Origin of the sequence: Micromonospora sp. CPCC 205739 (genome assembly GCF_036906795.1) — a bacterium.
Taxonomy (GTDB): domain Bacteria; phylum Actinomycetota; class Actinomycetes; order Mycobacteriales; family Micromonosporaceae; genus Micromonospora.
In genome coordinates this window covers 414,444-439,848 of the sequence record NZ_JBAKHS010000001.1, presented here as the reverse complement: position 1 = coordinate 439,848, position 25,405 = coordinate 414,444, and the positions used below count along the sequence as shown (strand labels likewise).

Below are 25,405 nucleotides of genomic sequence, written 5' to 3'. Positions count from 1 at the left end.
TCCTTTGCGCGTCGGCAGGGTGCCGTCAGTTGACGCCGGCGGCGGCGCAGAGCTTGGCGTATCCCCCGGAGCAGACCTCGTCCTTGGTAACGAAGCCGTCGGCGATCACATCCTTGACGTCGTCGGCGTAGATGGCCTTGGGGGTGAGCAGGATGGCGTCCACGGCCCGGCCGCTCTCCGGGTCCCGGACCGTCTGGCCGGTCTCCTTGCGTTCCCCGTTGGCGAGCGCGATGGCCAGGTCGGAGGCGGCCTTCGCCTCCTCCTTGATCGCCTTGTAGACCGTCATGCACTGGTCGCCGGCGAGGATGTTCCGCAGTCCCTGGGCGGTGGCGTCCTGGCCGGTCACCGGGATCCTGCCGTTGAGCTTGTTCTTCTTGAGCACCGAGATGGCCGCGTTGCCGAGGCCGTCGTTGGCCGCGAGGACGCCGTCGATCCGGCCCTCGGTCTGGGTGAGCATCTGTTCGAAGATGACTCCGGCCTGGGCGTTGTTCCAGTCCGGCACCCACTGGTCCGGGCCCTTGGTGAACTCCCCGGCGTCGAACCGGGGCTTGAGGACCGAGTCTGCGCCGCTCTTGAACAGGGTGGCGTTGTTGTCGGTCGGTGAACCGTTGAGGAAGGCGACGACCGGCTTCCTGCGGCCCTGCTCGGCCAGGCACTTGGCCAGGCCCTGGCCCTGGAGCTTGCCCACCGCCTCGTTGTCGAAGCTGACGTAGTACTCCGCGGAGCCGCCGAGGGTGAGCCGGTCGTAGTCGATGGTGGCGATGCCCTGGGACCGCGCCTTCTCCAGCACCGCCTTGCCGGTGCCGGAATCGAGATTGACGATCATCAGAACCGTTGCGCCATTGGTGATCATCTGTTCCGCGATGTTGGAGAACTGGGACTTGTCCCCCTGCGCGTTCTGGATGTCGGAGTCGATTCCCGCGGCATCGAACGCCTCCTCCAGGAACCTGCGGTCCGCGCCCTCCCAGCGGGCGGAGGTCCTGCTGTCGGGCAGGATCACGCCGATCTTCGGCTTCCTGGCACCACCGGACGCGCTGTCGCTGGTGAGCTGGTCGCCGCAGCCGGTCACGCCGCTGCCGGCCAGCAGGCCGACGACGGTGAGTGCGAGGAGGCCCTTGCGCATCTGCACGGGTCCTTTCGGGGGTGGGGGATGACCGCTGGTTTGTTGTGAGCGGCAACGTATTGCCACCCTGGCGGCGGCGCAAGACTGCCGAGCTCACGAGTGTGTCGGACGGCCGTAACGATCCCGTAACGCGGGAAAATGGGGAAATCGCCCCCGGTCGGATCCGCTCCGCGGACCGCTCGGTCCGGCGGCGGGAAACTGTTTCCTGCGGTCGCGCTGTGTCGGCTGAAACTGATCAGTGCGCGGCGAGGGGAGCGGTGGTGGCGTCGGTCAGCGCGACCAGATCGGCCGGGGCCAGCTGGAGCTGGAGGCCACGACGGCCGGCCGAGACGTAGACGGTGTCGTACGCCAGCGCCGAGGAGTCCAGCACCGTCGGCAGCCGCTTGCGCTGGCCGAGCGGGCTGATGCCACCCCGGACGTAACCGGTGGCCCGCTCGGCGGCCGCCCGATCGGCCATCGTCGCGCGCTTGCCGCCGACGGCCGCGGCGAGCGCCTTGAGGTCCAGTTCGCCGGTGACCGGGACGACGGCCACCGTCAGCGCCCCGTCCACCTCGGTGACCAGCGACTTGAACACCCGCTGCGGCGGCACCCCGAGCGCCTCGGCGACCAGGGCACCGTAGTTCGGCGCGTCGGGGGAGACCTCGTACGGATGGGTGCTGTGCCGGATCTTCCGCTTGGTCAGCAGCGCCGTCGCCGGAGTGCCCTGTCCCGCCATGCCGGTCACGCTAACCCGGCGGACGGCGTCAGTTCGCGACGGGCCGGCAGAGGAGCACCGTCGGCGCCGCCGCGACCCGGGTGAGCACCAGGCTCGCCGCCGCGTCGCCGGCCAGCCTCAGGTCGCGGCGTAGCTTCTCCGGCTCCAGCGCCGAGCCGCGCTTGAGGATCTCGACCCGGCCGACCCGGCGCTCCCGCAGCAGCGCGCGCAGCCGCTTGAGCGAGAACGGCAGCACGTCGGTGACCTCCAGGCAGCGGGCGAACGGGGTGGCGGTCGGGGTGTCCGCGTACAGGTAGGCGATGCTCGGGTCGGCGATCGTGGCGCCGAGCGCGTCGGCCAGTTCGGCGACCAGGTGCGCGCGGACCACGGCCGGGTCCGGGTCGTACAGGAAGCGGCGGGTCGGGCCGACCACCGCCTCGGCCGCGCCCGACCCGGTGAGCCGGTGCGCGACGTCGCCGCGCAGCACGGTGGCCCGGCGGGGCACCTCGGCGAGCCGGCCGCACCAGAGCGCCGCCTCGACCAGGTCCCCGTCCGCGCTCACCCACTCCGCCTCGGCCCCGGCCGGGATCAGCGCGTGGTCGATGCCGGGGGCCACCTTCACCACCGTGTACGGCACCCGCTCGGCCAGCCGGGTGACGAAGTCCCAGGGCGGGGAGTAGGAGTTCGGGTCGAAGATCCGCCGGCCGGTGCCCGCCCGGCGTCGCGCCGGGTCGCAGAACACCCCGTCGACCCGGGTCACGTCGAACGCCGTCGCGTCGCCGCACTCCACCGTGAACTGCCCGGCCAGCCCGGCCGCCTCGGCGTTCGCGGCGGCCATCGCGGCGGTCACCGGGTCGGCCTCCACCCCGTACACCCGGATGCCGGCCCGGGCGGCGGCCAGCGCGTCGGCGCCGAGGCCGCACCCGAGGTCGGCGAGGGTGCGCACGCCGGCGGCGCGCAGCCGCGCGGCGCGCCGGTCCGCGACGGGCCGGCGGGTGGCCTGCTCCAGCCCGGCCCGGGTGAAGAACATCCCGGCGGCCTCCGGCCCGAACTTGCCCACCGCCCGGCGGCGCAGCTCGGCCTGGGTCAGCGCGGCGGCGGCCAGCCCGGCCGGCACCCCGGCGGCGCGCAGCGCGGCGGCCGAGGCCAGCGGGTCGCCGCCGGCCAGCTCGGCCGCCGCGGCGAGCGCGGCCGACCCCTCGGGGGTACGCAGCGCGGCGAGCTGGTCGATGTCCACGCGCCCATTCTCCCGACCCGCCCCGCGCCGTCCGCCCTGCCCCTCCCGTGTCGATCGGGGCCGTCCGGACGCGCCGCGCTGGCACTCTCCTTGACGGAGTGCTAGCCGAGGAATAACCTGCGATTAGCACTCTCACCCCGAGGGTGCCAGCTCCCGGGCCACCCGGCGTGGGCGCTGAACGCCAGGCGGACCGGCACCCGCGACGACGGCCCCGCCCGGTGGCATGTGGCAGATTGACGCTGGTCGGCTCGACCGACCGGCAACGAAACCAGTACCCCAGGAGGGTATGCCCGTGACTACCGCGACCAAGGTTGCGATCAAGCCGCTCGAGGACCGCATCGTGGTCCAGGCGAACGAGGCTGAGACCACCACGGCGTCGGGCATCGTGATTCCCGACACCGCCAAGGAGAAGCCGCAGGAGGGCACCGTCCTCGCTGTCGGCCCGGGCCGGATCGACGACAAGGGCAACCGCGTGCCGATCGACGTCAAGGTCGGCGACACCGTCCTCTACTCGAAGTACGGCGGCACCGAGGTCAAGTACGCCGGCGAGGAGTACCTGGTGCTCTCCGCCCGCGACGTCCTCGCGGTCATCGAGAAGTAAGCAACCGATCAGTGTCGTTGCCCCGGTCCGGCTCGCCGGGCCGGGGCAGCGGCGCTTCGAAGGGACATTCATGGCGAAGATCCTGAGCTTCTCGGACGACGCCCGGCACCTGCTGGAGCACGGTGTCAACGCCCTCGCGGACGCGGTCAAGGTCACCCTCGGCCCGCGCGGGCGCAACGTCGTCCTGGACAAGAAATTCGGTGCGCCCACGATCACCAACGACGGCGTGACCATCGCCAAGGAGATCGAGCTCACCAACCCCTACGAGAACCTCGGCGCGCAGCTGGTCAAGGAGGTGGCGACCAAGACCAACGACGTCGCCGGCGACGGGACCACCACCGCGACCGTGCTGGCCCAGGCCATGGTCCGCGAGGGCCTGCGCAACGTGACCGCCGGGGCCAACCCGTCCGGTCTCAAGCGGGGCATCGACGCGGCGGCCGCCAAGGTCTCCGAGGCGCTGCTCGACCGGGCCGTCGAGGTCTCCAGCAAGGAGTCGGTCGCGAACGTCGCGACGATCTCCGCGCAGGACGCCACCATCGGCGAGCTGATCGCCGAGGCGATGGAGAGGGTCGGCCGCGACGGTGTCATCACCGTCGAGGAGGGCTCCGCGCTCACCACCGAGCTGGAGGTGACCGAGGGCCTGCAGTTCGACAAGGGCTTCATCTCGCCGAACTTCGTCACCGACGTGGAGTCGCAGGAGTCGGTCCTGGAGGACCCGTACATCCTCATCACCACGCAGAAGATCTCGGCGATCGAGGAGCTGCTGCCGCTGCTGGAGAAGGTCCTCCAGAACAGCAAGCCGCTGCTGATCATCGCCGAGGACGTCGAGGGCCAGGCGCTGTCGACCCTGGTGGTCAACTCGATCCGCAAGACCCTCAAGGTCTGCGCGGTGAAGGCCCCCGGCTTCGGCGACCGTCGCAAGGCGATGCTCCAGGACATGGCGATCCTGACCGGCGCCGAGCTGGTCGCCCCGGAGCTGGGCTACAAGCTCGACCAGGTCGGCCTGGAGGTGCTCGGCACCGCCCGGCGCGTCGTGGTCGACAAGGAGAACACCACCGTCGTCGACGGTGGCGGGCAGTCCTCCGAGGTCGCCGACCGGGTCGCGCAGATCCGCAAGGAGATCGAGGCCTCGGACTCCGAGTGGGACCGGGAGAAGCTGGCCGAGCGGCTGGCGAAGCTCTCCGGTGGCATCGCGGTCATCAAGGTGGGCGCGGCGACCGAGGTCGAGATGAAGGAGCGCAAGCACCGCATCGAGGACGCCATCGCCGCGACCAAGGCCGCCGTCGAGGAGGGCACGGTGCCCGGCGGTGGCGCCGCGCTGGCGCAGATCCTGCCGGTGCTCGCCGACGACCTGGGCCTGACCGGCGACGAGAAGACCGGTGTCTCGATCGTCCGCAAGGCGCTGGTCGAGCCGCTGCGCTGGATCGCCCAGAACGCGGGCCACGACGGCTACGTCGTGGTGCAGAAGGTCGCCGGCAAGGAGTGGGGCAACGGCCTCGACGCCGCCACCGGCCAGTACGTCGACCTGGTGAAGTCCGGCATCATCGACCCGGTGAAGGTGACCCGCAACGCGGTCACCAACGCCGCGTCGATCGCCGGCCTGCTGCTCACCACCGAGAGCCTCGTGGTGGAGAAGCCGGAGAAGGCCGAGCCGGCCGCCGCCGGTGGGCACGGCCACGGCCACGGTCACGGCCACCAGCACGGCCCGGGTTTCTGACCCACGGCATACGCCGAATCAGGGCGCACCGTCTCCGGAGACGGTGCGCCCTGACGCGTTCTGCGGCGGGCATTACGGAACGCTGACGTGGTTGGCGGTCGGTCCGGTCGGTCGACAACACTGGGCCGATGAGCAGCACGCCCCGCGGCCTCGCCGCGCTCGCCGGGATCACGGCCGCCGCCGTGGCCATCGGCGCCGCCGAGCCGGTCGCGGTCCTCACCGGCTCCCGGTCCGCCCCGCTGATCGCGGTCGGTGGGCTGGTCGTGGACGTCGCACCCGAGCCGTTGACGCAGTTCGCGATCGACCTGTTCGGCACGTACGACAAGATCGCCCTGCTGATCGGGACGGCGCTGCTGCTCGCCGCGTTCGCCGCGCTGCTCGGGCTGTGGTCGATCCGCCGGCTGTGGATCGGCCTGACCGGCATCGCGGCCTTCGCCGCCCTCGGCGTGGCCGCCGCCCTGACCCGGGCCGGCGCGGACGCCGCCGACGCGCTGCCCTCGCTGGTCGGCGCGGGGCTGGGCGGGCTGGTGCTCTGGGCCTTCCTGGCCGGCCCGTTGCAGGTCGAGCCGTGGCCCTGGACCCCGCCGACGCCCCTGCCCGGCCCGACACCGCCGGCCGCGCCCGCGCCCGGCCCGGAGAGCGCCGGCCCGGCGTCGGTGACCGGTCCGCCGGCCGGATGGGAGCCGTTGGAGAGCAGCGACCCGGAGTCGCGGCGTCGGTTCCTGCGCGGGGTGGGTGCGCTGGCCGGTGCGGCCGCCGTGGCCGGGCTGGGCGGGCACTGGCTCGCCGGCCGCCGGGGCGTTTCGGCGGCCCGGGAGGCGGTCACGCTGCCCGCCCCGTCGGCGGCGGCGCCCGCGGTACCGGCCGGTGCCGATCTGTCGCTGGCGCAGCTCGCCCCCTACGTCACCCCGACCAGCGGGTTCTACCGGATCGACACCGCGCTGGTGGTGCCGCAGGTGGACCCGGAGACGTGGCGGCTGCGCATCCACGGGCGGGTGCGCAACCCGATCGAGCTGAGCCACGCCGACCTGCTCGCCCGGCCGATGGTGGAGCGGTACGTGACCCTGGCCTGCGTCTCCAACGAGGTGGGCGGGGACCTGATCGGCAACGCCCGGTGGCTCGGCGTACCCATCCGGGAGCTGCTGGACGAGGCGGACCCGGAGGAGGGTGCCGACCAGGTGGTGGGCCGCTCGGTCGACGGCTGGACCTGCGGCACCCCGACGGCCGTGCTGCGGGACGGGCGGGACGCGCTGCTGGCGGTCGGGATGAACGGCGAGCCGCTGCCGGTGGAGCACGGCTTCCCGGCCCGGATGGTGGTGCCGGGCCTCTACGGCTACGTCTCCGCCTGCAAGTGGGTGACCGAGCTGGAGCTGACCAGCTTCGCCGACTTCGACGCGTACTGGGTGCCGCGGGGCTGGTCGGCGCAGGGACCGGTGAAGACGCAGTCCCGCATCGACACGCCCCGCCCGCGTAACCGGCTCACCGCCGGACCGGTGATGGTGGCCGGGGTCGCCTGGGCCCAGCACCGGGGGATCAGCCGGGTGGAGGTACGCGTCGACGGTGGCCCGTGGCGGGAGGCGACGCTCGCCCCGACGGTGTCGGTGGACACCTGGGTGCAGTGGTCCTGGCGCTGGGACGCCACCCCGGGCGAGCACACCCTCCAGGTACGGGCGACCGACGCCACGGGCGAGCCGCAGACCGGGCGGGAGCAGCCGGTCGAGCCCGACGGCGCGACCGGCTGGCACACGGTGCGCGTCACCGTCCGCTGACCGCGAGGCCGCGCGGCCAGGCCCGCAGGCCGGAACGCGCCGACGCCGCGCTCCAGGTCGCGGAGCGCGGCGTCGGTCGGGGTCTCTCGGCCGGGTCAGGCGATCTTGCGCTGGTCCGGTACGGCGGACTTGTGGGGGCGGCCCAGGCGGGCCTCCAGCCGGGCGATGTCCACCCGGGTCTGCCTGCGGTCGGCCAGGTCCTCCCAGCCGAGGGCCAGCAGGCGCAGTCGCTCGGACTCGCTGAAGCCGCCCCAGACGCCGTACGGCTCCCGGACGGACAGGGCGTGCGCGGCGCACTCGGCCCGGACCGGGCAGGCCCGGCAGACGGCCTTGGCGCCGGACTCCCGGCGCAGCCGGGAGGAGCCGCGCTCGCCGTCCGGGTGGAAGAACTGTGCACTGTCCCGCCCTCGGCAGGCACCGAGCCGCTGCCAGTCCCACAGGTCGACGATGGGTCCGGGCAGTCTACGTACGTTCGACATCAGCACCCCTCCTCCCGCGCGGCACCGCGGAGGTCTCGTTCGCATCCGGCGTCCGGGCGGCGGTCCGCGCAGGCGCACCGTTTCCGGCCTGGCGTCTCGGTACCCGACCTTTCCCCGACTCACACTTCTGTGATCGAAAACCTCGGACAACTGGCGGCATATGCCCTAGATGTCGGAAAAGTTAGGAGGATTGCGGGGAACCCCCACCCCGGCCCAGCCCGCCATGGTCTGCTCTCTGCGGAGAGGAGACCACCGTGCGTACCGTTCTCGTCTGCGTCCGGACACCACTCGCCGCGCAGCAGTTGACCTCGGCGGCCGCCCGGCTCGGCCTGGCCGCGGTCGTGCGGACCGCCGTCTCCGATCCCGAGGTGATGCTGCGGCTCGCCGAGCGCCCGGTCGACGTCGTGCTGGCCGACACCGCGCTCACCCGGCCGGACAGCGCCGGCTTCGTCCGCCGGGTGCTGGCCCGCGCGCCGCAGGCCGCCGTGCTGCTGCTCGGCGCCGAGGAGTCCGAGGCCGCCGCGGCGACGATCAACGCCGGCGCCCGGGGGCTGATCCAGGGCACCGACCACGACCTGACCAGCGCGGTGGCCAAGGCGCTGCTGCTGCTCTCCGCCCCCGGCCGGACGACCCGGCACCGGGTCACCGACCCGGCCCGGGACACCGCCGCGGTCGGCGCGCCGCCCCGGCCCTCGGCCGGACGTACCCCGGGCAAGTCGGGCCCGGCCTGGTCCGCCGGACCGGCCGAGGGGCCCGGCGGCCCGCCGTCGGTGGTGCCGGTGCAGCGCGGCGACGACGAGGCCGAGGCGGACGCCGCGGAGCCGGAGGCACCCGCGCAGCCGGGCCGACGCGGCGCGGCCGGCGCCCGGGGCGGGCGCGGCGCCGTCGGGCTGACCGAGCGGGAGCTGCAGGTGCTGCTCGGGATGGCCGAGGGGAAGAGCAACGCCGAGATCGGGCGGGAGCTGTTCGTCTCGGAGGACACCGTCAAGACGCACGCCCGCCGGCTGTTCCGCAAGCTCGGCGCCCGGGACCGGGCGCACGCGGTGGCCGCCGGCTTCCGCGCCGGCCTGGTCGCCTGAGCCGGCCGCTCCCGGTCGGGCTCAGTCGTCGGAGGGGGACTCCTCCTCGGCGGCCTCGGTCAGGGTGTCGTGCACCCCGTCGGCGTAGCCGCGCGCGTAGTCCCAGGTGACGTAGTGGTCCGGGTCGGGGTCGTAGGCCGGCTCGTGCACCCGCGGGCGGCCGGAGCTGAGCAGGTGGCGCAGGTTGCCCCGGAGCAGGTCCCAGTCGAAGTAGTGCGGCTCCCGGCAGTCCTCGCACTCGATCACCAGCCCGCGCACCCCGATCGGCGCCAGCAGGGCCTGGTAGATCTCCAGGTCGGCCAGGTCCTCCAGCACGTCCTGGCGCTCGACCTCGGTCAGCGGGTCGAGCGGATCGTCCTCACGCGGATCGTGCAGGCCAGCAGCCGGATCGGCCGGGTCGCCGTTGAACGGGTCGATGGGCTCGTCGTGCACCCCCTCACCGTAGTCCCAACGCCCGCCGGACGCGTCCCCCCGGGGAGCCCCTGTGGCGCCGCCGACCCGCGGCGGCACCACCGGGGGCGGCCCAGCTCAATGGGTACGATGAAACGACGCGCCGTCACTCCGGCGTGCGCCGGTGCCCGCGCGCGCCACCCTCGCTGAAGCCCGTCCGAGCAGCTCAGGAGAGCAATCGTGGAGAATTCGCCCAGCACTGATCTTCCTGGCGGCGCCGACAGCGGCGAGCGGGGTGGTCACCTGCCGGAGCTGCCGGCCGGCTCGGCGCGGGTCGTGCCGCTCGGCCTGACCTTCGACGACGTGCTGCTCCAGCCGGGCGAGTCGGACGTGGTGCCCAGCCGGGTCAACACCCGCACCCGGCTCACCCGCAACGTCGAGCTGACCGTGCCGCTGCTCTCCAGCGCGATGGACACGGTCACCGAGGCGCGGATGGCGATCGCGATGGCCCGCCAGGGCGGCATCGGCGTGCTGCACCGCAACCTCTCCCTGGAGGACCAGGCGCTCCAGGTCGACCTGGTGAAGCGCTCCGAGTCCGGCATGATCACCAACCCCGTCACGGCCAGCCCCGACGACACCCTCCGCGAGGTCGACGAGCTCTGCGGCCGTTACCGCATCTCCGGCGTGCCGGTGGTCGACGGCGACGGGCAGCTGGTCGGCATCGTCACCAACCGGGACATGCGGTTCGTCTCCGCCCCGGAGACCCCGGTCCACGAGATCATGACCCGCACCCCGCTGATCACCGCGCCGGTCGGGGTGAGCAAGGACGAGGCCCTCGACCTGCTCCGCCGGCACAAGGTGGAGAAGCTGCCGATCGTCGACGGGTCCGGCCGGCTGCGCGGGCTGATCACGGTCAAGGACTTCACCAAGAGCGAGCAGTACCCGAACGCCACCAAGGACGACGCCGGCCGGCTCCGGGTCGCCGCGGCCGTTGGCGTGGGCGACGACGCGTACAAGCGGGCCCGCACGCTGGTGGACGCCGGCGTCGACGTGATCATCGTGGACACCGCGCACGGCCACCAGCGGGCCGTGCTGGACATGGTGCGTCAGCTCAAGAAGGACGTCACCATCGACATCGTCGGCGGCAACGTCGCCACGTACGCCGGGGCGAAGGCGCTGGTCGACGCGGGCGCCGACGGCGTCAAGGTGGGGGTCGGCCCGGGCGCGATCTGCACCACCCGGATCGTCGCCGGAGTGGGCGTACCGCAGATCACCGCGATCATGGAGGCCGCGCGGGCCGCGCGGCCGGCGGGCGTCCCGGTGATCGGCGACGGCGGCATCCAGTACTCCGGCGACATCGCCAAGGCCCTGGTCGCCGGCGCCGACACGGTGATGCTCGGCAGCCTGCTGGCCGGCTGCGAGGAGAGCCCCGGCGAGCTGATCTTCATCAACGGCAAGCAGTACAAGGCGTACCGGGGGATGGGCTCGCTCGGCGCGATGCAGTCCCGCGGCCAGGGCAAGTCCTACTCCAAGGACCGCTACTTCCAGCAGGACGTGCTTGCCGAGGACAAGCTCGTCCCCGAGGGCGTCGAGGGCCAGGTGCCCTACCGGGGGCCGCTCTCCGCGGTCGCCCACCAGCTCATCGGTGGGCTGCGCGCCGCGATGGGGTACGTCGGCGCGGAGAGCATCCCCGAGCTGCACCGCCGCGGCCAGCTCATCCGGATCACGGCGGCGGGGCTCAAGGAGAGCCACCCGCACGACATCCAGATGACCGTCGAGGCGCCCAACTACCACTCCCGCTGACCATCACCCCCAACCACCTGGAGTCCCCCATGCGTGACGTGGTCGAGATCGGGCTGGGCAAGACCGCGCAGCGCGGCTACCACCTGGACGACATCGCCATCGTGCCGAGCCGCCGGACCCGGGACGTCGACGACGTCTCCACCGGCTGGCAGCTCGACGCGTACCAGTTCGGCATCCCCTGCGTCGGGCACCCGTCGGACGCCACGATGAGCCCGGCCACCGCGGTGCGGCTCGGCCAGCTCGGCGGGCTCGGCGTACTCAACGTCGAGGGCCTCTGGACCCGGTACGAGAACCCGACCAAGGTCCTGGAGGAGCTGGCCGGTCTCGGCGAGGACGCCCGGGCGACCAAGCGGCTCCAGGAGGTCTACGCCGAGCCGATCCGCCCCGACCTGATCGCCGAGCGGGTGCGCGAGCTGCGCGCCGGCGGCGGCACGGTGGCCGTCCGGGTCTCCCCGCAGCACACCCTGGCGCTGGCCCCGGTGATCCTCGACGCCGGCGTCGACATCCTGGTCATCCAGGGCACCATCGTCTCGGCCGAGCACGTCTCGACCACCGACGAGCCGCTGAACCTCAAGGAGTTCATCGCCGACCTCGACCTGCCGGTCGTGGTGGGCGGCTGCACCGACTACAAGACGGCGCTGCACCTGATGCGCACCGGCGCGGCCGGCGTGATCGTCGGCATCGGCGGCGACGACTGGTCCACCACCGAGTCGGTGCTGGGCATCCGGGTGCCGATGGCCACCGCGATCGCCGACGCCGCCGCGGCCCGCCGCGACTACCTGGACGAGACCGGTGGCCGGTACGTGCACCTGATCGCCGACGGCGACATCCAGACCTCCGGCGACATCGCCAAGGCGCTGGGGTGCGGTGCGGACGCGGTGATGCTGGGCGAGGCGCTGTCGCTCTGCGAGGAGGCGCCGGCCGGTGGCGCCTGGTGGCACTCGGCCGCCAGCCACCCGTCGCTGCCGCGCGGCGCGTTCGAGGTCGCCGGGGAGCCGCTGGGCTCGATGGAGCAGCTGCTCTTCGGCCCGGCCGACGAGCCGGACGGCCAGCTCAACCTCTTCGGCGGGCTGCGCCGCGCCATGGCCAAGTGCGGCTACCGCGACCTCAAGGAGTTCCAGAAGGTCGGCCTGGTCCTGGACCGCTGACCCGGACAAATCGCCCCGACGCACCGGTCGCGCCGTTTAGGCTCGGCCGGTGCGTCGTATCCGGCTCAGGTCCGCTCTCGCCGTCGTCCTGGCGGCGACGACCCTCGCGACCTCCGGCTGCCCGTCCCAGCGCGACGACCGCAGCCCCTTCCGGCCCGGTGCCGCCGACGCCGGCGACCCGTACGTCCCCGGTCGCGGCAACGGCGGGTACGACGTCTCCGGCTACCGGCTGCGGGTGCGCTACGACCCGGCGGCCGACCGGTTGACCGGCCGGGCCACCGTCACCGCCACCGCCACCGCCGCGCTGTCCCGGTTCAACCTGGACCTGGTCGGGTTGGACGTCTCCCAGGTGACCGTCTCCGGGGCGGCGGCCAGGTACCGCCGCGACGGTGCCGAGCTGATGGTCACGCCGCCGCGCGGGCTGCCGCGCGGCACCGGGTTCACGGTCGAGGTCGAGTACGCCGGCGTGCCGACCGCCCTGCCCGACGGCGAGCTGGGCAGCGGCGGCTTCCTGCACACCGCCGACGGCGCGATCGCGCTGGGCCAGCCGGAGTCGGCGGCCACCTGGTTCCCGGTCAACGACCACCCGTCCGACAAGGCCACCTACGACATCGAGGTGACGGTTCCCGACGGGCTGGCCGCGCTGAGCAACGGGGTGCCGGGGGAACGGACCAGCGCCGACGGCTGGACCACCTGGCGGTGGGCCGAGCGCGCGCCGATGGCCAGCTACCTGACCACGCTGGTGATCGGCGACTACCGGGTCGAGACCGGCACCCACGCCGGCAAGCCGATGGTCACGGCGGTGCCGGCCGGCCTGCCGCGGACCGGGCCGGAGGCGTCCTCGCTGGCCCGCACCGGTGAGCTGGCGGACTTCCTGGCCAGCCGGTTCGGGCCGTACCCGTTCGACTCCTACGGCGGCATCGTGGTCACCGACAGCCGGATCGGGTACGCGCTGGAGACCCAGTCCCGCCCGGTCTACGGTCCGGGCTTCTTCCGGGGCGGCCGGCCGAACCTGTCGGTGGTGGTCCACGAGCTGGCCCACCAGTGGTTCGGCAACAGCGTCTCGCTGGCGAGGTGGCAGGACATCTGGCTCAACGAGGGCTTCGCCACGTACGCCGAATGGCTCTGGGCGGAGCACGACGGCGGCCCGACCGCGCAGCGGGCCTTCGAGCGGCGGTACGCCGCCACCGACTGGTCCCACCCGGCGGTCGACCCCGGCCGGGCCGCGATGTTCGGCGACGGGGTCTACCAGCGGGGCGCCCTGGCGGTGCACGCGCTGCGCCGGACCGTCGGCGACGAGACGTTCTTCGGCCTGCTGCGCGGCTGGACCGGGCAGCGGCGCGACGCCGTCGCCACCACCGCCGACTTCGTCACGTACGCCGAGCAGGTCGCCGGCCGCCCGCTGCGCCCGCTCCTGGACGCCTGGCTGGCCGGCGGCGTCGCCCCCGCCCTGCCGTGACCCGCAGGTGACCGCCGGTCGGTAGGCTGCCGCCGACGGCACGGGGAGGTGGCGGAGGCCATGGCGTGGATGCGGCGGGGCGTCGGTCTGGTGACGGTGGCGGCCCTCGGGCTCGCCGGCTGCGGCGCCGACCCGGAGCCGGAGCCGCAGCGGACGCCGGCCGGGGCGCCGTCCCCGACGGCCGGGCGGCAGTTCACCCCGGGCGCCGCCGGCGTCGGCGACGCCTACTTCCCCAGCTACGGCAACGGCGGGTACGACGTCGGGCGGTACGCGGTCAAGGTCCGCTACGACCCGGCGACCGACCGGCTCACCGGCACCGCCACCGTGCAGGCCACGGCCACCGCCGACCTGTCCGCGTTCCACCTGGACCTGGCCGGGCTGACCGTGCGGAAGGTGACGGTGGACGGTGCGCCGGCCCGCCACGCGCGCGAGGCCGACGAGCTGGTGGTCACCCCGGCCGCCGGGCTCACCGCCGGCAACGGCTTCACCGCCGAGATCAGCTACGAGGGCAAGCCGGAGCCGCTGCGCACCGAGGTGCTCGGCGAGGGCGGCTGGCTGCACACCACGGACGGCGCGATCGCCCTGGGCCAGCCGGAGTCGGCGAGCACCTGGTTCCCGGTCAATGACCACCCCTTGGACAAGGCGACCTACGACATCGAGATCACCGTCCCGAAGGGGCTGACCGCGGTCAGCAACGGGGTGCCGAAGGGGCGCTCGGACGCCGACGGCTGGACCACCTGGAAGTGGTCCGAGGCCGCCCCGATGGCCAGTTACCTGAGCACCGTCGTGATCGGTGACTACCGGGTGACGACCGGCGAGCACAAGGGACGGCCGGTGTTCAGCGCGGTCAGCAGCGCGCTGGGCAAGGGGGCCGCCGACGCGTCGATGGCCCGCACCACCGAGGTCGCCGACTACCTGGAGAGCGTCTTCGGGCCGTACCCGTTCGCCGCGTACGGCGGGGTGGTGGTCGCCGACGACCGGATCCGGTACGCGCTGGAGACGCAGAGCCGCCCGGTCTACGGGGCGGGCTTCTTCCGGGGCGGCGAGAACACCGGCGTGGTCGCCCACGAGCTGGCCCACCAGTGGTTCGGCAACAGCGTCTCGCTGGCGAAGTGGCAGGACATCTGGCTCAACGAGGGCCTCGCCACGTACGCCGAGTGGCTCTGGGCCGAGCACCGGGGCACCGGCACCGCCCAGGCGGCCTTCGACCGGCGGTACGCCGGTTCGTCCAGCCGTCTCTGGCAGACGCCGCCGGCCGACCCGGGCCGGGCGAACCTGTTCAGCGAGTCGGTCTACCAGCGGGGCGGGATGACCGTGCACGCGCTGCGGGTGGCCGTCGGCGACCCGGCGTTCTTCCGGATCCTGAAGACCTGGGCGGCGGAGAAGCGCAACGGCAACGCCACCACCGCCGAGTTCGTCGCGCTCGCCGAGCGGGTCTCCGGCAAGCAGCTGGACAGGCTCTTCGACGCCTGGCTGCGCGGCACCGACCGACCGCCGACCCCCAAGCGTCTCTAGTTCTTCACCCGCAGCTCGGGGTGGGCGGCGAGGAACTTCTCGGCGTCGCCGGCCTTGAGCGCGGTGAGGAACTGCCGGCCGACCGGCTTGAGCTCCTCACCCCGGTACGCGCGGCCCTTGCCTACCCCACTGCCGGGGAGCGCGACCAGGGTGAACCGGTCGACGGTCAGCCCGCCGAGGGCGTACGCGAGGTCGACGATGCGCGGACCGCCGGCGTAGATCAGGGTGTCGCCGAGCGCGCCGACCACCTGCTCGACCCGGTCCGGCTGGCGGGCCAGGTTATCGCCCAGGATCTTGGCGGTGAGCGCGCGGAGCAGCTGCTGGTGGTGGCGCTGCCGGGCGTAGTCGCCGCCGGGGATGTAGCGCTGGCGGGCGTAGTCCAGCGCCTGCCAGCCGTTGAGGTGCCGCTCGCCCTTCTCGTAGACCATCTGCGGCCCGACGTAGCCGCCCCCGCGGGGCGCCGGGTCGCGGTGCTTGCCGTCCGGCCGGCGGTGCAGCGACACCACCCGCTCGTCGACGTAGAGGTCCACCCCGCCCAGGGTGTCCACCAGCTTGTCGAAGCCGCCGAAGGTGATCACCGCGCCGGCGTCGAAGCGCAGCCCGGTGTAGCCGCTGACGGTGCTGCGCATCAGCTCGTACCCTTGGGCGGCGCTGGGCTCCTTGGGCTTGCCCGGCACCCGGCTGCCGTAGCTCATCGCGTGGGTGAGCTTGGTCTTCCCGCCCCGGTAGCCCGCCTTGGGGAAGGCCGGGATGTCCACCAGCAGGTCGCGGGGGAGGGAGAAGAGGTACGCCCGGTCCAGCCCCGCCGGCACGTGCAGCACCAGTACCGAGTCGCCGTGCGGCTCCCACCCGGGGACGCTGACCCGGGTGTCCACTCCGACCAGCAGCAGGTTGAGCGGGCCGGTGATGCCGGCCCCGAGCGGGGCGGTCGGGCCGGGTTGGGCGGTGCCGCTCGGTGCGGCGGTGGCGGTGGTGCCGACCGGCCCCGGCCGGCGCTGCGGCCCGTCGTCGGCGACCAGCCGGGTGACCACCACGGCCCCGGCGGCGACCAGGACGACGGCGGCGAGGGCGGCCAGCAGCAGCACCCGGCGCGGTCGTCGCGCCCCTGTCTCGTGAGCCATGCGCGGCACCCCCTGAAGGACAACGTTCCGACGGGGGTCCCGAGTTGCGGGCGCGGCCTGACGGATCGGCTGACGCGATCATGATCGCCTGAAAACTGGCGCTGGCGCGATGGCTACTCAGCGGTAATGATGCGTTCATGCGGTACGACGTGGTCGTCATCGGGTCCGGCTTCGGCGGCAGCGTCGCCGCGCTCCGGCTGGCCGAGAAGGGTTACACCGTCGGCGTGCTGGAGGCCGGCCGGCGGTTCGCCGACGACGAGTTCCCGCAGACCTCCTGGCGGGCCCGGCGCTTCCTCTGGGCGCCGAAGCTCGGCTGCTACGGCCTGCAACGGATCACGCTGCTCCGTCCGGCCGACCGGAAGGCCGGCGGCGGGGTCATGGTGCTCTCCGGGGCGGGGGTGGGCGGCGGCTCGCTGGTCTACGCCAACACGCTCTACGAGCCGCTGGACGCCTTCTACGAGGATCCGCAGTGGCGGGGCATCACCGACTGGCGCGACGAGCTGGCCCGCCACTACGACCAGGCGAAGCGGATGCTCGGCGTCACCACGTACCCGGTCGAGACCGGCGCGGACCGGGCGATGCGCGCCGTCGCCGAGCGGATGGGGGTGGGGCACACCTTCCACGCCACCCCGGTGGGCGTGCACATCGGCCGCCCCGGGCAGCGGGTGTCCGACCCGTACTTCGGCGGCGTCGGCCCGGAGCGCACCGGCTGCACGCACTGCGGCTCCTGCATGACCGGGTGCCGCCACGGCGCGAAGAACACCCTGGTCAAGAACTACCTCTGGCTGGCCGAGCGGCTCGGCGTCGACGTCCACCCGCTGACCACGGTGACCGCCGTGCGCCCCGCGCCCGGCGGCGGGTACGAGGTGCACACCGAGCGCACGGGCGCCTGGCTGCGGCGGCGTCGGCGGGTGATCCACGCCGACCAGGTGGTGCTCGCCGCCGGGGCGTTGGGCACCCAGCGGCTGCTGCACGAGATGAAGGCGACCGGGGCGCTGCCCGGCCTCTCCGAGCGTCTCGGCGAGCTGACCCGGACCAACTCCGAGGCCATCCTCGGCGCCTCGGTGCCCCGCCAGCGGGCCCGCGCCGAGCGGCTGGACTTCACCGAGGGGGTGGCGATCACCAGCTCGTTCCATCCCGATCCGCAGACCCACATCGAGCCGGTCCGCTACGGCCGGGGCTCGAACGCGATGGGGCTGCTCCAGTCGCTGCTGGTCGACGGCGGGCCCCGCCGGGTCCGGCGCTGGCTGGGCAGCATCGTCCGGCACCCCGCGCTGGCGGCCCGGATGCTGTCGGTACGCGGCTGGTCGGAGCGCACGGTGATCGCCCTGGTCATGCAGTCGGTGGACAACTCGCTGACCACCCGCTTCCGGCGCGGCCCGTTCGGCCGGCGGCTGGTCACCGGCCCGGGGCACGGCGCGCCCAACCCGACCTGGATCCCGGCCGGCAACCGAGCGGTCCGGCTGCTCGCCGAGCAGATCGGCGGTACGCCGGGCGGCGCGCTGACCGAGCCGTTCAACATCCCGATGACCGCGCACATCCTCGGCGGGGCGGTGATCGGGGCGTCCCCGGCCGACGGGGTGGTCGACCCGTGGCACCGGGTCTACGGCCACCCGGGGCTGCACGTGGTGGACGGCGCAGCGGTCTCGGCCAACCTCGGCGTGAACCCCTCGCTGACGATCACCGCCCAGGCCGAGCGGGCGATGTCCTTCTGGCCGAACAGGGGCCAGGACGACCCCCGCCCGCCGCTCGGCTCGGCGTACACCCGGGTCCAGCCGGTGGCCCCGTACCGCCCGGCGGTGCCGGCGGACGCTCCCGGCGCGCTACGCGGCTAGCCGGCCGCGGGCGTCGTGACGGCGGACCGGAGCGGCGGGTGCGGCGACCGGGGGTGACACGGCGCGCGGGGAGTGTGGCCCGTGCCGGGCGTCGGCGTGACGGTCGGTAGGCTTTCTGCACATGAGCACGCCTCGCCCCGTCCTCGTGGTGGACTTCGGAGCCCAGTACGCCCAGCTCATCGCGCGCCGGGTGCGCGAGGCGAAGGTCTACTCGGAGATCGTCCCGCATTCGATGCCGGTCGCCGAGATGCTGGCGAAGGACCCGGCCGCGATCATCCTGTCCGGCGGTCCGTCCAGCGTCTACGCGCCCGACGCCCCGCAGATCGACGCCGGGATGTTCGACTCCGGTGTCCCGGTCTTCGGCATCTGCTACGGCTTCCAGGCGATGGCCCAGGCGCTCGGCGGCACGGTCGCGAGGACCGGCAACCGGGAGTACGGCGGCACCCCGCTGCGCCCCCGCCTCCTCGAGCCCGGTGTGCTGCTCCGCGACCTGCCGGCCGACCTGCCGGTCTGGATGAGCCACGGCGACTGCGTCACGGAGGCCCCGGAGGGCTTCACGGTGACCGCCGAGTCGGCCGGCGCCCCGGTCGCCGCCTTCGAGGACCTGGCCGGCCGCCGGGCCGGCGTGCAGTTCCACCCGGAGGTCGGGCACACCGCGCACGGCCAGGAGATGCTGACCCGCTTCCTGTACGACATCGCCGGTATCGAGCCCACCTGGACCCCCGAGAACATCATCGACGAGCAGGTCGCCCGGATCCGCGAGCAGGTCGGCGACAAGGAGGTCATCTGCGGCCTGAGCGGCGGCGTGGACTCCGCGGTCGCCGCGGCGCTGGTGCACAAGGCCGTCGGTGACCAGCTCACCTGCGTCTTCGTCGACCACGGCCTGCTGCGGGCCGGCGAGGCCGAGCAGGTGGAGAAGGACTACGTCGCGGCCACCGGCATCAAGCTCAAGGTGGTCGACGCGCAGGAGCGGTTCCTCGGCGCGCTGGCCGGGGTCACCGACCCGGAGCAGAAGCGCAAGATCATCGGCCGGGAGTTCATCCGGGTCTTCGAGGCCGCCGCCCGCGAGATCGCCTCCCACGGCGACGTCGAATTCCTGGTCCAGGGCACCCTCTACCCCGACGTGGTGGAGTCCGGCGGCGGCACCGGCACCGCCAACATCAAGAGCCACCACAACGTCGGCGGCCTGCCGGAGGACCTGAAGTTCGCCCTGGTCGAGCCGCTGCGCACGCTGTTCAAGGACGAGGTGCGGGCGCTCGGCCTGCAGCTCGGCCTGCCCGAGGCGATGGTCTGGCGGCACCCGTTCCCGGGCCCGGGCCTGGCCATCCGGATCATCGGCGCGGTCGACCGGGAGCGGCTGGACCTGCTCCGCCAGGCGGACCTGATCGCCCGCGAGGAGCTCACCGCCGCCGGGCTGGACCGGGGCGTCTGGCAATTCCCGGTGGTCCTCCTGGCCGACGTGCGCAGCGTCGGCGTACAGGGTGACGGGCGCAGCTACGGGCATCCCGTGGTGCTGCGCCCGGTCTCCAGCGAGGACGCGATGACCGCCGACTGGTCCCGGCTGCCCTACGAGGTGGTCGCCCGGATCTCCACCCGGATCACCAACGAGGTCGCCGAGGTCAACCGGGTGGTCCTGGACGTGACCAGCAAGCCGCCGGGCACCATCGAGTGGGAGTGAGCCGGCCGGCTCACGCCGCCGGCGGCTGCTGCGGCGGGTAGGTCGGCTGCACGACCGTCGGCGGCTCGGGCCGGGTGGTCGGGGCCGGCTGCGGGACGTACCCCGGGGTGGGCGGCGTGCCGTGCGGCGCGGCGCCCGTCGGGTGCGGCCAGGCGGGCGCGCCCGCCGGCTCCTCGGGCATCAGGAACCACATGATCGGGTACGCCAGCGCGGCCACCCCGCCGGTGAGCAGGGTCGCGACGGCGAAGATCACCCGGACCAGGGTGGGGTCGACGGCGAAGTAGCGGCCGAGGCCGCTGGCGACGCCGGCCACCATCCGGTCGGTGGTGGGTCGGCGGAGTTGCTTGTACGGGGCCTGGGGGGTGCTTGTCGAGGTCATGTCTCCACGGTCCGCGCCGGGCGGCCGGGCGACCTCGGTGACCGCCCGGATCCTTACCCTGACCGATCCCTGACCTGCCAGTCATGAGTCAGGAATCTGACTCTTTTCGATCCAGGTGACCACGGGCGGGGAGAATTTGGCTCCGTGACCACCTTGCTGGAGCCGCTCCGCAGGATCGCGGCATACGCAGTCTGTGCTGATTCAGTCGGCCGAGTGTTGCTGGTCCGCGCATCGGAGCGCTCCGGCACTCCCGGCGTGTGGTCCCTGCCCGGTGGGGCGGTCGACCACGGCGAGGACCCGATGCACACCGTCGTCCGGGAGACCGCCGCCGAGACCGGCCTCTCGGTCGCCGTCTCCGGCCTGGCGGACGTCCTCGCCGACATGCGGGCGCTGCCCGAGCGGGGCATCACCATCCACACCGATCGCCTGCTCTACCGGGTCGCGGTACGCGGCGGCACCCTGGCCGACCGGGTCGAGCGCCCCACCGACCTGGCCCGCTGGTACACCCTCGCCGAGGCCCGCGAGCTGCCGCTGCGCTCGTTCACCGCGCGCGCCCTCGGCCTGCCCGCCTCCTCCGCCGACATCGTCCCGGACGAGCCGCCGGAGTTCCCCTCCTTCTACGCCGTCCCCGGCCCGGACGGCCTGCACCGGGCGCAGCGCTTCGCCGCGTACGCGGTGGTGACCGACCCCGACGACCGGGTGCTGCTGACCCGGGTCTCCGACGGGTACCCGGGGGCCGGCTGCTGGCACCTGCCCGGCGGTGGCACCGACTACGGCGAGCAGCCCGGCGCCGCGCTGATCCGGGAGCTGGTGGAGGAGACCGGCCAGACCGGCCGCCTGGTCGAGCTGCTCGGCGTGGCCAGCCACCGGGACGCCGCCTCGCTCGGCCCCGAGGGCTACCCGATCGACTGGCACGGGGTGCGTGCCTTCTACCGGGTGGTGGTCGACCAGCCCGCCCCGCCCACCGTCGCCGACGTCGGCGGCTCCACCTGCGAGGCCCGCTGGTTCGCCCGCGAGGAACTGGGCGCCCTTCCCACCGACCACCTCACCGAGGTCACCGCCGAAGCCGTCCAAGCCGCCCGCCTCACCTGACCCCCCCACACCCCCACCCACCCCCCGGCATCGCAGCGTCGATCATGAAGTTGACCGCCTGATTCCGGCCCCCGACTGCCGTTAACCTCATGATCGACGGGGTTGACGGTCGGGACGGTGGGGGAGTGGTGGGGTTGGAGCGGCGGCGACGGGTGGCGGCGTACGGGGTGTTGCGGGAGGCCTCGGGGCGGGTGTTGCTGGCTCGGGGGGCGGCGTCCTGTCCCTTTCCGGGGGTGTGGCAGCTGCCGGGGGGTGGCATCGAGCACGCGGAGCATCCGGCGCGGGCGGTGGTCCGCGAGTTCGCCGAGGAGACCGGGCTGCCCGTCGAGGTGACCGGGGTGCGGGCGGCCCTGGCCGACGTCACCACCTTCCGTGCCGAGGGCGTCGCCGTTCACACCGACCGGCTGGTCTTCGACGTCGCGCGCCGCGGCGGCGAACTCCGCCCCGAGCCGGCTGGCGGCAGCGACGAGCTGGCCTGGTGCACGCCGGACGAGGCGGCGGCGCTGCCGCTGATGCCGTTCACCGCCGAGCTGCTCGGCGTTCCCGTCTCGCCCCTGCCGGCCGACCTGCCCGGCGCACTGCCGGCCGGGCCGGCCGCGCCGCCCCCCGACCGGCGGCAGCGCTTCGCCGCGTACGGGTTGGTCACCGACCCGGCGGGGCGGATCCTGCTGACCCGGATCGCCCCCGGCTACCCGGGCGCCGGTCGGTGGCACCTGCCCGGGGGTGGCACGGATCACGGCGAGCAGCCGGCGGCCGGGCTGCTGCGCGAGCTGGTGGAGGAGTCCGGGCAGCTCGGGACGGTTGTCGACCTGTTGACCGTCGACAATCTGCACAACCCGGCGGCGCTCGGCCCGGAGGGTCGCCCGCTGGACTGGCACGCCGTCCGGGTGGTCTACCGGGTACTGGTCGCCGCGCCCACCGAGCCGGTGGTGACCGAGCTGGCCGGCGGGTCCACCGCGGAGGCGGGCTGGTTCACGTCCGCGCAGGTCGAGAAGCTGTCGCTGACCGAGGTCGCCGCCCTGGCAACCGGACGGCGGGGGAGGTAGCACCCGCTCACCGGGCCGATGGTGGGGTGCTCCGGTACAGTCGTAAGCGAGGTTGGCGGAGAAAAAGGGCGATGGAGCCCGAGATGGGAATGATAGAGCGGTTCGCGCGGTTATCGGAGATATAAGTACCGCCGGCAGCTATCGCCAACCGCCACTTCCTGTGCAATGGTGTACTCCGCTTGAACGGGCTGCCGGGCCAAGAGCGGTCCGGCACGAGACAGCCGGACACCCGCCCCCGTGGGCGGTCAGCCGATCCGGTGATGGAGGAAACGTGCCGAGAGCCCTATGGCGCCGGCGTCGTACGACTGACAGTCCGCGCCCCGCAGGGCGTCGCTGGGCGGGCCGGTTGCGCCGCAGCAGCACGTTCGCCCGCCAGGTGCTGCTGGTCCGGGTGGGCCGTCGCGACGGCGACGCCCGTACCGGCACCGATCTGATGGCCCCCGAGCACCTCCTCGACCGGCCCCGCCGGTACGGCTTCGACCGCACCCGGCGTGCCGAGATCGAGGCGGTCATGCCGGTCAGCCCGGCGCTCGCCCCCGCCTCGTCGGTGGACGACGACTCGTCGGCGATGTCGATCCCGCTGCTCCCCGGCGAGCGCACCGCGTCGCGCCGGATGAAGTTCGCGCTGGTCAACGCCTGCACCCTGGCGAGCCTGATGCTCGGCATCAACGCCATCTTCGTGGCCATGGCCGGCGAGGCCCGGGTCGCGGCGCTCCTGCTCATCGCCTGCGTCGTCTTCGACGGCCTCGACGGTGCGCTCGCCCGCAAGCTCGGCGTGGCCAGCCCGTTCGGCGCCCAGATGGACTCGCTGGCCGACATGTGCTCGTTCGGCCTGGCCGCCCCCGTGGTGGTCTACGCCTCGCTGGCCGGGTCGGCTCCCACCGCGGCCGCCGCGGTGGCCGCGGCCCTCGTCGCGGCCTGCGCCGCGATCCGGCTCGCCCGGTTCAACGTCTCGCCGAAGGACGGCCGGTTCTTCTGCGGGGTGCCGACGACCATGGCGGCGGCGGTGCTCGCCCTCACGGTCGCCATCGGCCTGCCGTTGCCCGCCGTGGTGCAGATCGCCGGGGTGGCGCTGCTGGCCTTCGCGATGGTCTCCAGCTTCCCGTACGCCAAGCTCGCCCGGCTGCTCAAGCTGCCGCCGTGGCTCTGGCTGGCCCCGGTGATCGGCGCGCTGGTCGACGTCCGGCTCACCTTCGCCCTGGTGGTGGTGGGTTACCTGGTCAGCGGTCCGCTGCTCTGGCTGCACCAGCGCCGCACCGCCTGATCCACCCGCACGTACGCAGAAGGGGCGCCGCGACCGCGGCGCCCCTTCTGGCGTTCGTCAGCGCCAGCGGGCGATGACCGTGGACCCGCCGACCACCTTGTCGCCCGGCCCGACCAGCGGCTCCGCCGCGTCCGCCGGCAGGTAGACGTCGGTGCGCGAGCCGAACCGGATCAGGCCGAAGCGCTCGCCCCGCGCCAGCAGCGCGCCGATCGGCGCCCGCTGCACGATCCGCCGGGCGATCAGGCCGGTGCGCTGCGCCACCACCACCGTGCCGTGGTCGGTGTCCAGCACCGTGTACGCGGCCACGTTGTGCTCGGCGTCCGGCTTCATCGCGTTGACGAAGCCGCCGTCGGCGACGAAGTAGTCGACCACCTTGCCGGGCACCGGCGCGCGGTTGACGTGCACGTCCAGCACCGACAGGAAGACCGCGACGCGCAGCCACTCGCCGTCGCCGAAGCGCTCGTCGTGCAGCCGCTGCACCGACAGGACCCGGCCGTCGGCGGCCGCGACCACGGCCGACGGGTCCTCCGGCACGTCCCGCTCCGGGTCCCGGAAGAACGCGGCCACCGGGCCGGCCGCCAGCGCCGGCAGCAGCCACAGCTTGGACTTGGGGCGCACCACGCGGGCCACCGCGGCCAGCCCGAGGGCGATACCCGCCGCCGCGACGCCGTTGGAGTCGATGTGCATGCCACGGGTCAGCGGCACGCTGGAGGGCCGGTGGGCCGGGGCCAGCCGGGCGGCGAGCGCGGGGCTGGCCGGGGTGAACCGCAGGTGGTGCACTCGTACCGGCGGCGAGTTGCGCAGCACCAGGTCGGTGCCGACGCCGTGCAGCACGCCCTGCCGGTCCAGCTCGGCGGCGGCGCCCTCGGTGCGGAACACCGGCGCGGCCACGCTCAGCACCGAACCCTCGCTGAGGTACTTGGCCAGGCCGTCGATGGTCGTCCGGGCCTGCTCGGCGGTGCCGGCCAACGGCTCGGCGGCGATGACCACCTCGGCGGCGTCCGCCTCGGCGAGGGAGTCGACGACGCGTACCCGGTCGGCGACCCAGCGACCCTGGGCCGTCACGTGCTCGCGCAGCGCGCCGGCGCGGGCCGTCTCGGCCGGGACGACGGTGAGCGTGTCGCCGGGCAGCAGCGCGTCGACCGCCGCGGCGAGCACCGCGGAATCCGGGGAGGCGCCGACCAGGAGGGCGGCCTTCGGGTCGTTACGCCGGGCCAGCTCGGTGACGAGGGTACGGGCGGCGCGCTCGCCGATGCGGACCGGACCGGACCGGCCGGGGGTGCGCTCGGCGGGGGACTGGGTCATGTCGGACGGGCTCCTGACGAGGTAGAGACGGGCTGTCGCGGCGGGACCGCCACGGGCGACCTGGACCGCTCGGCCCCCGGACGGGACCGGTGACCGGGTCGGCTCGGCCGCGGACGAGGCCCGGCGGCGCGGGCCGGCCGGCGGAGGCGGGATCTCCACCGGCCAGCATACGAGCCCGTCGACGGCGAGCGCACCGCCGCGGTCAGTCGCGTGACCGGCGTTCCCCGGCGGGCGGGCCGCTGACCGGTGCGACGGGCGACCAGTGGGGCGAGTCGTCCGGCGCGTCGGCGGGCCGGTCCTCGACCGCCTCGGCGGGCCGGTCGCTGACCGCCGTCGTGGGCCATTCGTCCGCGTCCCCGGCCGGGCCGATGGCCCGGGTCCGTGCCTCGGCGGTCCGGTCGGCGGTGCCGTCCGGCCCCCACACCGGCGCCGTGGACTGGTCCGGGCCGGCGAGCCGGATGTCCGCGGTGTCCGGTCCGGCCGGCCAGGTCGGGTCCGCTCCGGCGGGCAGCTCGGGCGTACCGGACGCGGCGCCGACGGCCGACCGGTCGTCGGCGGGGTCCGGACCGGCGAACCGGACCTCGGCCGTCTGCTCCGCGGCGAACCGCTCCTGCGTGGTCGCCGGCGGGCGGGTGAGTGCGTCCTCGTCCGCACCGGCGGCGGGGTAGGGG

The 25,405-nt window shown here is 74.0% G+C and carries 21 protein-coding genes; 13 read left to right on the top strand and 8 right to left on the bottom strand.

Going from position 1 to position 25,405, the window contains the following annotated elements; genetic code table 11:
* Positions 1-25: 25 nt before the first annotated feature.
* From V6U88_RS02035 to V6U88_RS02025, 3 genes are all read right to left on the bottom strand, one after another.
* Positions 26-1,123, bottom strand: coding sequence for a sugar ABC transporter substrate-binding protein (locus V6U88_RS02035; protein ID WP_334449351.1), 1,098 nt, complete (start codon positions 1,121-1,123; stop codon positions 26-28).
* 235 nt (positions 1,124-1,358) lie between these two features.
* Entirely contained in the window at positions 1,359-1,838 is a 480-nt protein-coding gene (gene ybaK / locus V6U88_RS02030) for a Cys-tRNA(Pro) deacylase (RefSeq protein WP_334449350.1), read from the bottom strand.
* Between the two features lie 28 nt (positions 1,839-1,866).
* Positions 1,867-3,054: a THUMP-like domain-containing protein gene (locus V6U88_RS02025; protein WP_334449349.1), complete on the bottom strand. Its 1,188-nt coding sequence runs from the start codon at positions 3,052-3,054 to the stop codon at positions 1,867-1,869.
* A 286-nt stretch (positions 3,055-3,340) separates the two neighbouring features.
* On the opposite strand from V6U88_RS02025, the gene groES reads away from it, so the two are divergent.
* The 3 genes from groES to V6U88_RS02010 all read left to right on the top strand — a co-directional run bounded on the left by groES (position 3,341) and on the right by V6U88_RS02010 (position 7,141).
* Positions 3,341-3,655 carry a co-chaperone GroES gene (groES, locus tag V6U88_RS02020; protein ID WP_018222648.1) on the top strand — a complete coding sequence of 105 codons (315 nt, stop codon included), beginning with the start codon at positions 3,341-3,343 and terminating at the stop codon, positions 3,653-3,655.
* Positions 3,656-3,725: 70 nt separating this feature from the next.
* The gene (gene groL / locus V6U88_RS02015; protein ID WP_334449348.1) at positions 3,726-5,372 is read left to right on the top strand and encodes a chaperonin GroEL; all 1,647 of its coding nucleotides are present in this window, start codon (positions 3,726-3,728) and stop codon (positions 5,370-5,372) included.
* Positions 5,373-5,500: 128 nt separating this feature from the next.
* A complete protein-coding gene (locus tag V6U88_RS02010; RefSeq protein WP_334449347.1) occupies positions 5,501-7,141 on the top strand; it encodes a molybdopterin-dependent oxidoreductase in 1,641 nt (546 codons plus the stop codon).
* A 95-nt stretch (positions 7,142-7,236) separates the two neighbouring features.
* Here the strand turns inward: V6U88_RS02010 and V6U88_RS02005 are convergent, their stop codons facing one another.
* A complete protein-coding gene (locus V6U88_RS02005) occupies positions 7,237-7,620 on the bottom strand; it encodes a WhiB family transcriptional regulator (RefSeq protein WP_091290851.1) in 384 nt (127 codons plus the stop codon).
* Positions 7,621-7,874: 254 nt separating this feature from the next.
* On the opposite strand from V6U88_RS02005, the gene V6U88_RS02000 reads away from it, so the two are divergent.
* Entirely contained in the window at positions 7,875-8,699 is an 825-nt protein-coding gene (locus V6U88_RS02000) for a helix-turn-helix transcriptional regulator (protein ID WP_334449345.1), read from the top strand.
* A 21-nt stretch (positions 8,700-8,720) separates the two neighbouring features.
* Here V6U88_RS02000 and V6U88_RS01995 read toward each other — a convergent pair whose 3' ends face one another.
* Entirely contained in the window at positions 8,721-9,131 is a 411-nt protein-coding gene (locus tag V6U88_RS01995) for a DUF5319 domain-containing protein (protein WP_334449344.1), read from the bottom strand.
* A 198-nt stretch (positions 9,132-9,329) separates the two neighbouring features.
* On the opposite strand from V6U88_RS01995, the gene guaB reads away from it, so the two are divergent.
* From guaB to V6U88_RS01975, 4 genes are read left to right on the top strand one after another with little or no spacing between them, the layout of a single operon-like run.
* Positions 9,330-10,892, top strand: coding sequence for an IMP dehydrogenase (guaB, locus tag V6U88_RS01990; protein WP_334449342.1), 1,563 nt, complete (start codon positions 9,330-9,332; stop codon positions 10,890-10,892).
* Positions 10,893-10,921: 29 nt separating this feature from the next.
* The gene (locus V6U88_RS01985; RefSeq protein ID WP_334449340.1) at positions 10,922-12,040 is read left to right on the top strand and encodes a GuaB3 family IMP dehydrogenase-related protein; all 1,119 of its coding nucleotides are present in this window, start codon (positions 10,922-10,924) and stop codon (positions 12,038-12,040) included.
* Between the two features lie 49 nt (positions 12,041-12,089).
* On the top strand, positions 12,090-13,499 hold the full coding sequence (locus V6U88_RS01980; RefSeq protein WP_334449339.1) for a M1 family metallopeptidase: 1,410 nt from the start codon (positions 12,090-12,092) through the stop codon (positions 13,497-13,499).
* 60 nt (positions 13,500-13,559) lie between these two features.
* A complete protein-coding gene (locus V6U88_RS01975; protein ID WP_334449338.1) occupies positions 13,560-15,014 on the top strand; it encodes a M1 family metallopeptidase in 1,455 nt (484 codons plus the stop codon).
* On the opposite strand, the gene V6U88_RS01970 is transcribed toward V6U88_RS01975, so the two are convergent.
* A complete protein-coding gene (locus V6U88_RS01970) occupies positions 15,011-16,135 on the bottom strand; it encodes an LCP family protein (protein ID WP_334449336.1) in 1,125 nt (374 codons plus the stop codon). The two genes, V6U88_RS01975 and V6U88_RS01970, sit on opposite strands and share 4 nt — an antisense overlap.
* Positions 16,136-16,272: 137 nt before the next feature.
* Between V6U88_RS01970 and V6U88_RS01965 the strand changes: the two genes are divergently transcribed.
* Positions 16,273-17,970, top strand: a complete 1,698-nt coding sequence (locus V6U88_RS01965; RefSeq protein ID WP_334449335.1) for a GMC family oxidoreductase — start codon at positions 16,273-16,275, stop codon at positions 17,968-17,970.
* Between the two features lie 121 nt (positions 17,971-18,091).
* A complete protein-coding gene (guaA, locus tag V6U88_RS01960) occupies positions 18,092-19,648 on the top strand; it encodes a glutamine-hydrolyzing GMP synthase (RefSeq protein ID WP_334449332.1) in 1,557 nt (518 codons plus the stop codon).
* A 10-nt stretch (positions 19,649-19,658) separates the two neighbouring features.
* Here the strand turns inward: guaA and V6U88_RS01955 are convergent, their stop codons facing one another.
* Positions 19,659-20,027 carry a PspC domain-containing protein gene (locus tag V6U88_RS01955; protein WP_334449331.1) on the bottom strand — a complete coding sequence of 123 codons (369 nt, stop codon included), beginning with the start codon at positions 20,025-20,027 and terminating at the stop codon, positions 19,659-19,661.
* A gap of 144 nt (positions 20,028-20,171) precedes the next feature.
* Between V6U88_RS01955 and V6U88_RS01950 the strand changes: the two genes are divergently transcribed.
* The 3 genes from V6U88_RS01950 to V6U88_RS01940 all read left to right on the top strand — a co-directional run bounded on the left by V6U88_RS01950 (position 20,172) and on the right by V6U88_RS01940 (position 23,429).
* Positions 20,172-21,119, top strand: coding sequence for an NUDIX hydrolase (locus V6U88_RS01950; RefSeq protein ID WP_334449330.1), 948 nt, complete (start codon positions 20,172-20,174; stop codon positions 21,117-21,119).
* Positions 21,120-21,253: 134 nt separating this feature from the next.
* Positions 21,254-22,165, top strand: coding sequence for an NUDIX hydrolase (locus V6U88_RS01945; RefSeq protein ID WP_334449882.1), 912 nt, complete (start codon positions 21,254-21,256; stop codon positions 22,163-22,165).
* A gap of 346 nt (positions 22,166-22,511) precedes the next feature.
* The gene (locus tag V6U88_RS01940; protein WP_334449329.1) at positions 22,512-23,429 is read left to right on the top strand and encodes a CDP-alcohol phosphatidyltransferase family protein; all 918 of its coding nucleotides are present in this window, start codon (positions 22,512-22,514) and stop codon (positions 23,427-23,429) included.
* Between the two features lie 57 nt (positions 23,430-23,486).
* Here the strand turns inward: V6U88_RS01940 and V6U88_RS01935 are convergent, their stop codons facing one another.
* Entirely contained in the window at positions 23,487-24,734 is a 1,248-nt protein-coding gene (locus tag V6U88_RS01935; RefSeq protein WP_334449328.1) for a phosphatidylserine decarboxylase, read from the bottom strand.
* Positions 24,735-25,405 lie beyond the last annotated feature (671 nt).